This window comes from Myxococcus llanfairpwllgwyngyllgogerychwyrndrobwllllantysiliogogogochensis, from assembly GCF_006636215.1.
Classification (GTDB): domain Bacteria; phylum Myxococcota; class Myxococcia; order Myxococcales; family Myxococcaceae; genus Myxococcus; species Myxococcus llanfairpwllgwyngyllgogerychwyrndrobwllllantysiliogogogochensis.
Genome location: NZ_VIFM01000287.1, coordinates 1 through 13,740 on the forward strand (window position 1 = coordinate 1; position 13,740 = coordinate 13,740).

Annotated in this window: 3 protein-coding genes; all 3 read left to right on the plus strand. The window is 69.3% G+C overall.

Annotated features, from left to right (window positions below; genetic code table 11):
• The first annotated feature begins 111 nt into the window (after window positions 1–111).
• Window positions 112–5,679 carry a type I polyketide synthase gene (locus FJV41_RS41510; RefSeq protein WP_141648162.1) on the plus strand — a complete coding sequence of 1,856 codons (5,568 nt, stop codon included), beginning with the start codon at window positions 112–114 and terminating at the stop codon, window positions 5,677–5,679.
• Complete coding sequence (locus FJV41_RS41515; RefSeq protein WP_141648163.1) at window positions 5,676–12,254, plus strand: type I polyketide synthase; 6,579 nt, start codon at window positions 5,676–5,678, stop codon at window positions 12,252–12,254. Before FJV41_RS41510 ends, FJV41_RS41515 begins: the two co-directional genes overlap by 4 nt.
• Window positions 12,251–13,740: condensation domain-containing protein (locus FJV41_RS41520; RefSeq protein ID WP_246137749.1), on the plus strand; the 1,490-nt coding region annotated here is incomplete at its 3' end. The genes FJV41_RS41515 and FJV41_RS41520, both read left to right, overlap by 4 nt.

Here is a 13,740-nt window from a genome sequence, read left to right on the forward strand (position 1 = left end):
AAGAGACAGCCTCCCATTCCGCACGCCCAGGAGATTCAGGGCATGTCGGACCAGGAGCTGGAGGCGCTCATCACCCATGAGTTCCAACTCGTTTCCCGTTGAGGCAGACCCATGACGGTTTCCTCCCCTCCCCGCGAAGTCCCCACGCCGCTTCAACAGGCCGCCATCGCCCTGAAGGAGATGCGCTCGCGGCTGGACGCGCTCCAGGCGGTCCAGGAAGAACCCATCGCCATTGTCGGCATGGCCTGCCGCTATCCGGGCGGAGCCAATGACCCCGCCAGCTACTGGCGTCTGCTGCAGGAAGGGCAGTGCGCGACGCGCAAGGTGCCGCTGGAGCGCTGGGACGCGGACGCGCTCTATGACCCGGACCCCGACCGGTTCTGGAAGATGTACACGCGGTACGGCTGCTTCGTGGACCAGCGCATCGACCTGTTCGACGCGCCGTTCTTCAACATGTCGCCGCGCGAGGCGGCCATGTTGGACCCGCAGCAGCGCCTGTTGCTGGAGACGAGCTGGGAAGCGCTGGAGAACGCGGGCATCGCTCCGGACCGGCTGGGCGGCAGCGCCACCGGCGTCTACGTGGGCGTCATCACCGGCGACTACGGCCGAGTCCCCTTCCAGCGCATCGACCCGCCCGACCTGCCGTACATGGGCACGGGCAATGACATGAGCTTCGCCGCGGGGCGGCTCTCGTACGTGCTCGGCCTGCAGGGCCCGAGCATGGTCATCGCCACGGCCTGCTCCTCCACACTGGCGACGACGCACCTGGCCTGCCAGGCCCTGCGCGCTCGCGAGTGCGACCTGGCGCTCTCGGGAGGTGTCAGCCTGATGGTGTTCCCGGACACCAGCATCGTCCTGTCGAAGATGCGCGCGACGGCGCCGGATGGTCGCTCGAAGACTTTCGACGCGTCGGCGGACGGGTTCGGCCGTGGCGAGGGCTGCGGGATGTTGGTGCTCAAGCGCCTCTCCGACGCCGTGCGCGCGGGAGACCCGGTGCTGGCGCTGGTGCGGGGCTCGGCCGTCAATCACGACGGGCAGAGCGGCGGAATCACGGTTCCGAGCGGCCCGGCGCAGGAGAAGCTGCTTCGCAAGGCCCTGGCTTCGGGGCGGCTGTCGCCGCGCGACGTGGACTACCTGGAAGCCCATGGCACGGGGACGCCGCTGGGAGACCCGATAGAGGTCCGCGCCATCGACGCGGTCTTCGGTCCCGAGCGAGCGCCGGGCGCGCCGCTCCTCATCGGCTCGGTGAAGACGAACATCGGTCACCTGGAAGCAGCGGCCGGTGTCGCGGGCATCATGAAGCTGGTGCTCTCACTCCAGAACGAAGAGCTCCCCGCGCATCTGCACTTCCGCACGCCGAACCCGCAAGTTGCGTGGGACCCGGCGCGCATCGCGGTGACGACGGAGCGCACGCCATGGAAGCGCGGCACCCGACCTCGCATCGCGGGCGTCAGCAGCTTCGGACTCTCTGGAGTCAACGCGCACGTCCTCATCGAGGAGGCCCCACTCGCTGTCACGCAGCAGAGAGTGCCGGAGACACCGGGACCCGGTCCGGAGTTGCTGGCGCTGTCCGCACGAAGCGAGGAGGCGCTGCAGGAGCTCACGCGGCGCTACCTCACCTGGAGGCAGGGGCCGGGCAAGGACGTTCCGCTGGCGGATGTCTGCTTCACCGCCGCGACGGGGCGCGCATCATTTCCGCATCGGCTGACGGTGCTGGCCTCCAGCGGAGCACAGCTCGACGAGCGACTCCAGGCGTTCACCTCGGGTCAGCGGCCTTCAGGGGTGAGCGCGGGAGTGGTGCCCACGGGAAGGAAACCCCGGGTCGCCTTCCTCTTCACGGGTCAGGGCTCGCAGTACGTCGGCATGGCGCGCGAGCTGTATGCCCATGAGCCTCGCTTCCGCGAGGTGATGGACCGGTGTGACGAACTGCTGCGCTCGCATCTGGGCGTCTCTCTCCTGTCGGTGCTCTACCCATCGGCGGGAGAGCCGGGTGACAGCGCGTTGCATGACACGGCGTACACGCAGCCCGCGCTGGTGGCGCTGGAGGTGGCGCTCGCGGAGCAGTGGAAGCACTGGGGCGTCGAGCCCTCGGTGGTGATGGGACACAGCGTCGGGGAGATTTCAGCGGCGCATGTCGCGGGGGTGCTGTCGCTGGAGGATGCGCTCCTGCTGGCGGCGACGCGCGGAAGGCTGATGCAGGAGCTGCCACGCGTGGGGGGCATGTTGGCGGTACGCGCACCCGAGGAGCGAGTGGCGGCCCTCGTCGCCGCGCATCCCCGGGAGCTCTCCATCGCCGCGGTGAATGGGCCCTCGGAAGTGGTCATCGCGGGCAGGAGCGAGCGGCTTCGGGTCGTCGGGGAAGTCCTCCAGCGAGAGGGCGTGGAGGTCAAACCCCTGAACGTCTCCCACGCGTTCCACTCACCGCTGATGGAGCCGATGCTCGACTCCTTCGAGCGCATGGTGGCGAAGCTCCGACTGCGCCCACCCGAGCTGCCGCTCATCTCCAATCTCACCGGCGCCTTGGTGCGTGACGAGCCGACGACGCCGGCCTACTGGCGTCGCCATGTCCGGGAGCCCGTGCGTTTCGCGGCGGGTCTACGTGCCCTGCACGCGAAGGGGGCGGACCTCATCGTGGAGCTCGGCCCCACCCCCGTGCTGCTCGGAATGGGGCGCACATGTCTGCCCGACGAGCGCCTGGTCTGGCTGCCGAGCCTCCGCAACGGGCACTCGGACGTGGAGCAGATGCGCGCGAGTCTCGCGGAGCTCTGGGTGCGAGGAGCATCGAGTGGGCTCACGGGGATTGCGACCCACGGCCGGCGCTCCCGGGTGCCCCTGCCGAACCAGCCGTTCCAGCGCAAGCGCCACTGGATGAAGCTCAAGTCCGCGAGGAGCGAAGAAGAGCAGGCGCGGCATCCGCTGCTCGGACGAAGGCTGAACTCCGCGGCTCGGGTCATCCAGTTCGAGGGCGAGCTGAGCACCGAGTCTCCCGCCTTTCTCGCCGACCACCGCGTCTACGACTCGGTCATCGTCCCGGGTGCGACGTATCTGGAGATGGGCGTGGCAGCGGGCCAGGAGGTCTTCGGCCAGGGCGCGCTGAGTCTCGAGGACGTCCGCTTCCACAAGCCCGTGCGGCTGGAGGAAGGCGAGCCGCGCACGGTCCAGGTCCTCGTCACGCCGGACGACGGCGAGGGCGCGCGCAAGGGCACCTTCGAGGTGCACAGCCTGTCCGACGGAGCATTCACCCTCCATGCCTCGGGGCGATTGTCTTCGACGGAGAAGCCCTCGGCCTCGCTGCATCAGGATGTCACGGTGCTCGCGAGGCGCTGCGCGGAGGAGGTCTCCGTCGCGGACTTCTACCGGCGCATCGGTGAGCACGGCATCGACTACGGGCCGCTGTGCCGAGCCGTCACGCGCTTCGGCCGAGGCGGACAGGAAGCCTTCGGACAGCTCACGCTTCCGGACGCGCTCGAAGCAAGCGAGCACGTGTTGCATCCCGTGCTGCTCGACGCTTGCTTCCAGGTCCTCGGCGCCGTGTTTCCCGAGGGGCCTCCAGGCAGCATCTACCTGCCCGTGGGAATCGGACAGCTGCGGGTCCACGACAAGCTGGGGCGTGAGGTCTTCGTCCACGCGCGACTCGATGGTGGGCCGGAGTTGGGGCAGCGCGTCCACACCGCGCACTTCACGCTCCTGGCGCCCGACGGCCGAGTCCTCGCGGAGCTGGAGCGACTGGAGTTCCAGCAGGCACCGCGTGAGGCCCTGCTCGGGAACTCGAAGCGGGTGCCGCGCGGTTGGATGTACGAGGTGGCATGGCGTCCTCTGCCCCTGCCGCCCGCCACGGGCACGCCGCCTCGCGAGCGGTGGCTCATCGTCGGTGACACGGGTGGACGGGCCACGGATATCGCACGCCGCCTGCGCGCCTTGGGGTCGGACTGCATCGTGGCCCTCCCAGGAGAAGCAACAGGCCCCGAGGACGCTGGGACTCGGCATGTGGATCTGACGCTCGCGGCAAGCGCGAGGAGGCTGCTCACGGAGGCGGGGCCCTTCACGGGGATGCTCCACCTCGCGGCGCTGGACGTGCGTACGTCGCGAAACGGAGAGCCCGACACGTTCGCCCGGGACTATCGAAGCCTCCTGGGAAGCACGCTCCACCTCGTGCGAGCGGCGGCCGAGACAGGCGTCAGTCCCCGGCTGGTGCTCGTCACGAGAGGCGCCCAGGCGACGCAGGGAAATCCCCTTCCAACGCCCGTGCAGGCGTGTCTGTCCGGCCTGGGCAAGGCCATCGCGCAGGAGCACCCGGAGCTGCGGTGCCTGCGAGTGGACCTGGACCCGGCGCAAGGAACGGACGGGGTCGAGGCGCTCGTCGCGGAGCTCCAGCAACGCACACCCGAGGACGAGGTCTGCCTCCGAGGCGGCCAGCGACTCGTGTCGCGACTCGCGAGGAGCGCCGAGGCAGCGGAAGGCACCACGACGCTCAAGCTCCGTGGCGACGCGACGTACCTCGTCACGGGCGGACTCGGCGGACTGGGCCTGAAGCTCGCGGGCCGCCTGGTGGAGCGTGGCGCCAGGAATCTGGTGTTGCTTGGCAGGCGCGCCCCCTCGGCTGAAGCGAGGGACAGCCTGCGCGAGTTGGAAGCACGAGGTGCGCGCATCGTCACCTTGCAGGTCGACATCTCCGTGGAGGCACAAGTCACGGAGCTGCTCGCGCGCCTCGCGAACACGATGCCTCCGTTGCGCGGCATCGTCCACGCGGCGGCGGTCCTCGACGACGGCATGCTGTTGCAGCAGGACCTGGAGCGCTTCGAGCGAGTGCTGGGCCCCAAGGCGCTCGGCGCGTGGCATCTCCACCGTCACACGTTGGGACAGCCGCTGGATTTCTTCGTCCTCTTCTCCTCGGTGGCCTCGCTGCTGGGGCAGTCAGGGCAGGCCAGCTATGTGGCCGCCAACGCCTTCCTCGACGCGCTGGCGCATCACCGTCATGCGTCGGGCCTGCCGGCGCTCTCCATCAACTGGGGCCCCTGGTCCGAGGTGGGCGTGGCCGCGACGGAACGGGTGATGGAGCGAGTCCGCCGCATGGGCGTCACCCCCATCAGTCCCGAGCAGGGGCTCGCCGCCTTCGAGCAACTGCTGGGTCAGCGAAGGCCCCAGGTGGGAGTCGTGGCCATCGGCTGGCAGTCGATGGGGCGGCTCGCCGCGGCGCCGTACTTCTCGGAGCTCGCGGGAGTGACACCCACGGGCGGCGCGACGGGCGCGGACTTCCTGCGCCGCTTCGAGAGCGCGCCTCCCGGTGACAAACCTCGACTCCTGCGGGAGCACATCGCCTCGGTGGCGACGCGGGTGCTCGGGCTGGATGCGAGCCGTCCGTTGGACCCGGAGCAAGGCCTCTTCGAGGCGGGCATGGACTCGCTGATGGCGACGGAGTTGCGCAACGCGCTCCAGCGGACGCTGGGTCGCTCGCTGCCGGTGAGCCTCATCTTCGACCACCCGAGTGTCCAGGCCCTATCGAATCACCTCGCGCGCGAGCTGGTGCCCGCGCCCGAGGCACAGGAGGTGTCCGCGGCCCCGCGAGACGCCGAGCTCGAATCGTTCTTGATGGAGGTCAATCAGATGTCCGAAGCCGATGTGACCGCGGCGCTCGCCGCCGGGCGGTCCAACGAAGCAGGGCCCCGAGGTGACCGATGAACGCGCATGAACTGGCCCAGATGAGCGCGACGCAGCTCGCGTATGCCGCCAAGCAGCTTCGCAACAAGATGGGGCTCGTCCCGGCGGAACCCATCGCCCTCGTCGGAATGGGCTGTCGCTTCCCTGGGAACGTGGACAGTCCGGAGGCGTATTGGGAGCTGCTCGCGGCGGGGCGCGACGCCGTCACCGAGGTGCCCTCGGACCGCTGGAGCCTGGACGCGCTCTACTCGCCCGTCCCCGGCACGCCGGGGAAGATGTACACGCGGCATGGCGCCTTCGTGAACCAGGTGGACCGGTTCGACCCGCTGTTCTTCGGCATCTCTCCGCGTGAGGCGGTGCTGATGGACCCGCAGCAGCGCCTGCTCCTGGAGACGAGCTGGGAAGCGCTCGAACACGCGGGGCTCTCGCCGTCGAGGCTGAGGGGCACGGCCACCGGCGTGTTCGTGGGCATCATGCACCGCGACTACGCCTATCTGGTGCATGCCTCCGGAGAGATTGACTCGCACACCGGCTCGGGCACGGGCCTGAGCGTGGCGGCGGGACGCATCGCCCATCTGCTCGCGCTGGAAGGTCCCACGCTCGTGGTGGACACGGCGTGCTCGTCCTCGCTGGTGGCCTTGCATCTGGCTTGTCAGAGCCTGCGCAACGGAGAGTCCGACGTGGCGCTGGCCGCGGGCGTCAACCTGATGCTCTCGCCGATGAGCACCATCGTCGAATGCCAGATGCGGATGCTCTCCGCGGAGGGACACTGCAAGACCTTCGACGCCAGGGCGGACGGCTTCGTGCGGGGCGAGGGCTGCGGCGTCGTGGTGCTCAAGCGCTTGTCGGACGCGCTCGCGGACGGTGACGAAGTCATCGCGGTGCTTCGAGGCTCCGCCGTCAATCACGACGGCCACAGCAGCGGTCTGCTGGTGCCCAACGGCAGCGCCCAGGAGCGAGTCATCCGCTCCGCGCTCCGCAACGGTGGCGTGGAGCCCTCGCAGATCGACTTCGTGGAGGCCCACGGCACGGGGACGGCGCTGGGCGACCCCATCGAGGTCGAAGCGCTGGGCCGCGTCTTCCAGGACGAGCGGCACCGCGAGGAGCCGCTGCTCATCGGCTCGGTGAAGACGAACATCGGGCACACGGAGATCGCGGCCGGCATGGCGGGGCTGATGAAGGCCGCGCTGAGCCTCCAGCACCGGCAGATTCCCAAGAACCTGCACTTCCAGACACCGAACCCGGAGATTCGCTGGAACGAGCTGCCCGTGTCCGTCGTCACGGAGCGGCGCGACTTTCCCGGCGGCCCTCGGAACTTCGTGGGGGTGAGCTCGTTCGGCTACAGCGGGACGAACGCCCACGTGGTGCTGGAGGCCGCACCCATCACCGAGAAGCGCGCCACGCCCTCCGAACCGGGACGAGAACACGTCCTGGTCCTCTCGGCGAAGACCGCCTCGGCGCTGTCGACACTGGCCGGGAGCTACACGACCCACCTGACGCGGAACGCGGAGCAGGACGTCTCCGACGTGTGTCACAGCGCGACCGCGAGCCGTTCCACGATGCCCTACCGCCTCGCCGCCGTCGCCACCTCGGGTGACGAACTGCGTGCGCAGCTCCAGGCGTTCTCGAGTGGCAATCCCATCGACGGGCTCATCGTCTCCGAGGAGGCCGCATCACGCGCCGCGCAGGTTGCCTTCCTCTTCAGCGGACAGGGCTCGCAGCACCTGGGCATGGGGCGGGAGCTGTACACACGAGAGTCGGTGTTCCGCGCGGCGATGGACCGGTGCGCGAGCATCCTGGCACCGCATCTTCCGAAGCCCCTGCTGGAGGTGCTGTTCGCCGAGGAGGGCAGCGGCTCACCGCTGGAGCAGGCGGTGTTCACCCAGCCCGCCATGGTGGCGCTGGAGGTGTCCCTGGCCGAGCAGTGGAAGGCCTGGGGCGTGGAGCCCTCCGTCGTGGTGGGGCACAGCCTGGGGCAGTACGCGGCCGCGTGCGTGGCGGGCGTCATCAGCCTCGAAGACGTGCTGCCACTGGTCGCCCTGCGTGGACAACTGATGCATGAGCTGCCACCGGGGGGCGAGATGGCGTCGTTCCTCGCGCCCTACGCGAAGGTGGCGGCGGCCATCGAGCCCTATCGCGAGCGACTGTCCATCGCGGCCATCAATGGCCCCACGAGCACGGTCATCTCCGGTGCGAGTGAAACCGTCAACGCGGTGGTGGAGGCCCTGGCGGCGGAGGGAATCCAGGCGAAGAAGCTCAACGTCTCGCACGCGTTCCACTCGCCCCTGATGCATCCGATGGTCGACCGCTTCCGCGAGCACCTCTCCCGGGTGCGGCTCAACACGCCGAGGCTGCGCATCGTCTCGGACATGACGGGCCAGCTCGTGGAGGGTGAGCTGTCGGAGCCGGACTTCTGGTGCCGGCACCTGCTCCAGCCCGTCAACTTCGCGCGAGCGGTGGAGTCCATCCACGCGTTGGGTGTGCGGAACTTCGTGGAGGTGGGCCCCGCGAGCGTGCTGCTCGGCCTCGCGCAGCGGTGCATTCCGGAGGACGGCGAGTCACGCGAGTGGCTTCCGTCGCTGCACACGGGCATGGGGAACCGTCGACGGATGCTGGAGAGCCTGGCCACGCTCCACACGCGCGGCGTCGCCGTCGACTGGTCGCAGGTACACGGGAAGACGTCTCGTGGGCGGGTGCGCTTGCCCACCACGCCCTTCGAGCGCGAGCGCTACTGGGTGGAGACAGGTCCGGAGACTGCTGGCGCGCAGCCTCTGCCCTCCCAGGCGGGAGTGCTCCATCCGCTGCTCGGCCGGCGCGTCGAGCTGGCGGGTTCGAACGATGTGCGCTTCGAGGGAGCGCTCGGCGCCAGGGAGCCCTTCTTCCTCGACCACCATCGCGCGGCGGGCACCGCGCTGTTGCCGGCAGCGGCCCATGTCGAGCTGGCACTGGCCGCGGGTCGCTTCTCCAGCGTTCCGGGTGAGAAGCCGCTGGAGCTGCTCCAGCTCACCTTCGAGCGGCCTGTCGCCCTGCCGGAGAAGGGGGCCGTCGTCCTTCAATCGACACTGGTGAAGGAGGAGGGAGCGACGCAGGTCCTCAAGGTGTTCATGCGTCGGGAGCAAGACCGGGTCACCACCTGGGAACAGGTGGCCACGGGGCGATTCGGAGCGGCGTCACCGTCGAAGGCGGCGGGCGAGTCCCTGGCGTCCCTGCGAGCGCGGATGACGGAGGCCATCGCGCCCGCGGACTACTACGCGCATCTGGCCAGCGGAGGGCTGGTGTACGGGTCGATGTTCCAGGCACTCCAGGCCATGTACGGACAAGAGGGCGAGGCCCTCGTGCGCATCGTCCTGCCAGAGGGACTCAAGCTGGAGCCGTACACCGTGCATCCAGTCATGTTGGATGCGTGCTTCCAGGCGCTGGGCGTGACGTTCCCCAAGCGCAAGGACGTGCCGTATCTCCCCGCCGGTGTCGAAGGGCTCCGCCTTCACGCGCCAATGGAGCGAGAGGTCTGGGCAAGTCTCCAGCGTCGCCAGGAAGGCGTGGAGGCGATTGCATCGCTTCGAGTGTTCAGCACGGATGGGCGACTGCTCGCGGAGGCGGAGCGACTGCGCTTCCGTCAGGTCCGACTGGAGGCGTTGCTGGGCCAGGGTGACAAGCTGCTCGAGGAGTGGCTCTACGCACTCGAATGGCACCCCGCCCTGCCCCATGGGCGCCGCGTGCCCCCATCCTGGATTCCGACTCCGAACTCGCTGCGTGACGCGGTCCTCCCCCAGTTGGAGGCGTTGTCCGGCCGCGAAGACCTGGCGGCCTACGGCGTGTTCCTCCAGGAGCTGGAGTCGCTGTGCGTCCCCTACGTGCTCCAGGCCATGGAGCGACTGGGCTGCGACCTCACGCCGGGCACGAGCTTCAAGGCGGATGAGCGTGCCGCGCGGCTAGGGGTCGTTCCACTGCACCAACGGCTGTGGCGGCGACTGCTCGAGATGCTCACCGAGGAAGGCCTGCTGCGAGCCACGGGAGAGACACTGGAGGTCGTCACCTGTCCGGCGCCCATGGACGTCGCGGCGCGCATGGCGTCCCTGGCGGAGCGTTACCCGGCGCATCGCTCGGAGCAGGCGTTGGTGCAGCGTTGCGGCGAAGGACTCGGGGAGGCCCTTCGCGGGCGCTGCGACCCGCTGGAGCTGCTGTTCCCCAAGGGAGACATGGAGGTCGCGGCCAGCCTGTACCGTGACTCGCCAGGCCCTCGGGAGCTCAACGCGCAGGCGAAGACGGCGCTCGCGCAGGCTGTCTCGCGATTGCCCGCGGAGCGCACTATCAGGGTGCTGGAGATTGGCGCCGGCACCGGTGGCACGACGGCCCTGCTGTTGCCCGAGCTGCCCGCGGAGCGCACCGAGTACGTCTTCACGGACATCTCACCGCTCTTCCTCCAGCGCGCCGCGCAGGAATTCCGCGCGCATCCGTTCGTGACGTACCGGACGCTGGACATCGAGAAGGACCCGGCCATCCAGGGCTTCGAGGCCGGCGGCTTCGACATCATCGTCGCGGCCAACGTCCTGCACGCCACGGAGAGCTTGAAGGAGACGCTGAGAAACGCGCGGCGGCTCCTGGCGCCCTCGGGGATGCTGCTCGTCGTCGAGGCCACGTCCAAGCGGCGCTGGGTCGACCTCACGTTCGGCCTGACGTCGGGCTGGTGGCGTTACACGGACACGGACCTGCGCCCCACGCACCCGCTCATCTCGAGCGCGGGGTGGAAGACGCTGTTCGCGCAGGAGGGCTTCTCCGCGAGCGCGGCGCTGGCGAAAGAGGAGCACGAAGCCAGTCTCCAGGCGGCGGTCATCCTGGCTCGACTGCCCGACGAGGACGCGCGCGCCAGCAGGCGGCAGTGGCTCATCGTCGCGGACGAACGAGGCACGGGATACAGGCTGGCCGAGCGACTGGAAGCCCGAGGCGAGCTGTGCGCGGTGATCTCCGGCACGGGGGCCACCGTCGCGGACTTCACCCAGCTGTTGAAAGAGCTCGCAATCACGCAAGCCCCCACGCACGTCGTCCACCTCACGAGCCTCGACTCCTCGGGACCGGACGACATGGCGCAGCTCGATTTGGAGGCGGCGTACCGCAATGGTTGTGGCAGCGCGCTCGACCTGCTCCAAGCACTGCTGGCCACGCGGCTCTCCCCCGCGCTGAGCTTCGTCACCCGGGGCGCGCTCGACGTGCTGGGGGATGGAGCCCCGGGCGTCGCGCAATCACCGCTGCACGGCCTCGGTCGAGGCATCGCGATGGAGTACCCCAAGCTGGGAGGCACGGTCATCGACCTGGACCCTCGGCGCGATGACCTGGAAGGGCTGGTGACCGAGCTGCTCTCGGAGCGCTCCGACGAGCAGGTCGCCTTCCGGGACGGCATCCGGCGCGTGCCTCGCGTCATGCGGCATTCGCGGATGGAGTCGGAGGTGCCCTTCCAGTGCCGTGAAGATGGGACCTATCTCATCACGGGCGGACTCAACGGATTGGGCCTGCTCACAGCCCGACTGCTCGTGGAGCGCGGGGCCCGTCACCTCCTGTTGCTTGGACGCGGGGCCCCGACAGCGGCGGCGTCGGAGCAGCTCCAGGAACTGGAGAGCGCGAATGTGCGCGTCGTGGTGGCCCGCGCGGATGTGTCGCAGGAAGACGCGCTGGCCAGGGCCCTGGCGTCGGGGCTGGAGGGGATGCCTCCGTTGAGAGGGGTCATCCACTCCGCGGGAGCACTCGACGACGGCATCCTCGAGCAGCAGACGCACGCGCGCTTCAAGAAGGTGTTCGCGGCGAAGGTGCTCGGCTCGTGGAACCTGCACCGACTGACGCTGGGACAGCCGCTGGACTTCTTCGTCCTCTACTCGTCCATCGCCTCGCTGCTGGGGAACAGCGGTCAGGCGAACCACTCCGCGGCCAACACGTTCCAGGACGCGCTGGCCCATTACCGGCGCGCCAAGGGCCTGCCCGCGCTGACCATCAACTGGGGAGCGTGGTCGGAAGTGGGCGCCGCGGCGAACGAGCGCGTCCAGGAGCGACTCGCCGACCGGTGGATGAATCCCATCCGTCCGGCCCAGGGGCTCGTCGTCCTGTCGTCGCTGCTCTCGGCGAGCGCCGCGATTCAAGTGGCGGTCATGCCCATCGCCCGAGGTGGCTTCGAGGTGCAGGGCGCGGTGCCGCTCTTGCTGTCCGCGCTCGTCGCACGGGAGGGCGGTGGTGGTGCGAAAGCCTCGGCCCGGGACGATGCGCTGCTCCGCAAGCTCTCGGAGGTCTCCCCCGTGGAGGCTCGCCGGTTGCTGGTGACCGAACTGCAGAAGCGGCTGTCCAAGGTGCTGCGCATCAAGAATCCATCGCGGCTGGCGCCCGAGCGGCCCCTCACCGAGTTGGGTCTCGATTCGCTGATGGCCATCGAGCTGAAGAACCACCTGATGAATGCGCTGGGCGTGGACCTGCCCATCGCGAAGTTCATCGACGGCGCCAGCCTCCAGGAACTGGCGGAGCTCACCCAGCAGCAGCTCACCGTCAATCAGCTCGCGTCGACGCAGGCGCTGACGGCGGACTCCACGCCGGGAATGAGTGAGCTGACCCTATGAACCTGGAGCAGCTCCTCTCCAGCCTCACGGAGCGCCACGTCCAGCTCTGGGCGGAGGGGCAGCAGCTGCGCGTCCGAGCAAAAGAGGGCGTCGTGGACGCGACGCTCCGCTCGGCGCTCGTGGAGCACAAGCCGCGCTTGCTGGAGCTGCTTCAGCAGGCGCGGGGGGCGCCGGAGTCCATTCGACTGGAGCCCTTGCCTCGATACGGGCCACCGCCGCTGTCTCTCACCCAGGAGCGGCTGTGGCGCGCCGAGGTGAAGGAGCCGGACCTCGCTCCAGCCCACATCGCCACCTTCGCCATGCGGCTGGAGGGGCCGCTCAACCGGGATGCGCTCACGCGTGCCGTGGCGACGCTCGTGGAGCGCCACGAGGTGCTGCGGACGACGTTCGAGCTCCGGGGAGACACTCCCGTCCAGGTCATCGCGCCACCGGGGTCTACCGCAATGGAGCCTGTGGACCTGTGCGCGCTCGACGCCGAGGCGCAGCAGGAAGCACTTCGCCGCCTCCTTCACGACGAGCAGCGGCGGCGAATCGACCTGGCCCGAGGACCGCTGTTCCGAGCCTGGCTCCTGCTCCTCTCCGAGCAGCGCCATGTGATGGTGCTGATGATGCACCACACGGTGGTGGACGGCGCATCCCGGGGAGCGCTGGTGCATGAGCTGACGGTGCTCTATGCGGCCTTCCTCGCGGGCGAGCCCTGTCCACTCGCGCCCCTGCGCCTCCAGTACGCTGACTACGCGCGCTGGCAACGGCGATGGGTCGAGGAGGAGGTCCTTCCACGACAGCTCGGGTACTGGAAGCAGCAGCTTGCGGCCCCGCCGCCTCGGCTGGAGTGGCCCACTCGCTCGAAAGGAATGGAGCAGCGGCGCTACCACGGTGGCTCCGTCGACTTCAGCGTGGAGCACGAGGTCGTCGAGCGGCTGCGGGTGGTGGGACAGCAGGCGGGCAGCACGCTCTTCATGGTGCTGCTGTCCTCGCTGTACGTGCTCCTCGCGCGAGCGTGTGGCCAGCGAGACCTGCTCATCGGCACGCCCGCCGCACATCGGGGCCACACGGACCTCGAGCCGCTCGTCGGGACGTTCATCAACACGCTGGCGCTGCGCCTGCGTCCCGAGGGCGCACCGAGCTTCCTGGAGCTGCTCGCGCATGCACGAGCGGTCGCGCTCGGCGCCTATGCCCATCCCGACGTTCCGCCCGAGGCCATTGGAGGCCCGACGCCCAACGTGATGCTCGTCCTGAAGGGCGTCGCGCCCCAACCCGAGCTGTCCGCGCTCGAGGCGACCCCCTTGGCGCTCGCGCACGACACGGCGCTGCTCGACCTCACCTTGTATCTGGAAGAGACCCCGACGGGGCTGCGTGGAGAGCTCATCCACGACAGCGACCGAATCGACCCCGACACCGTCACCGGCTGGGCCCGAGAACTCCAGGCCCTGCTGCGCGCCTTCGCCGAGGACCCACGGCAATCAGTCTTTCCCCACCCCCACCC

Coding starts and splice junctions, on each gene's coding strand:
- FJV41_RS41515 (WP_141648163.1), top strand. CDS start 5,676: ATGAACGCGCATGAACTGGCCCAGATGAGCGCGACGCAGCTCGCGTAT.
- FJV41_RS41510 (WP_141648162.1), top strand. CDS start 112: ATGACGGTTTCCTCCCCTCCCCGCGAAGTCCCCACGCCGCTTCAACAG.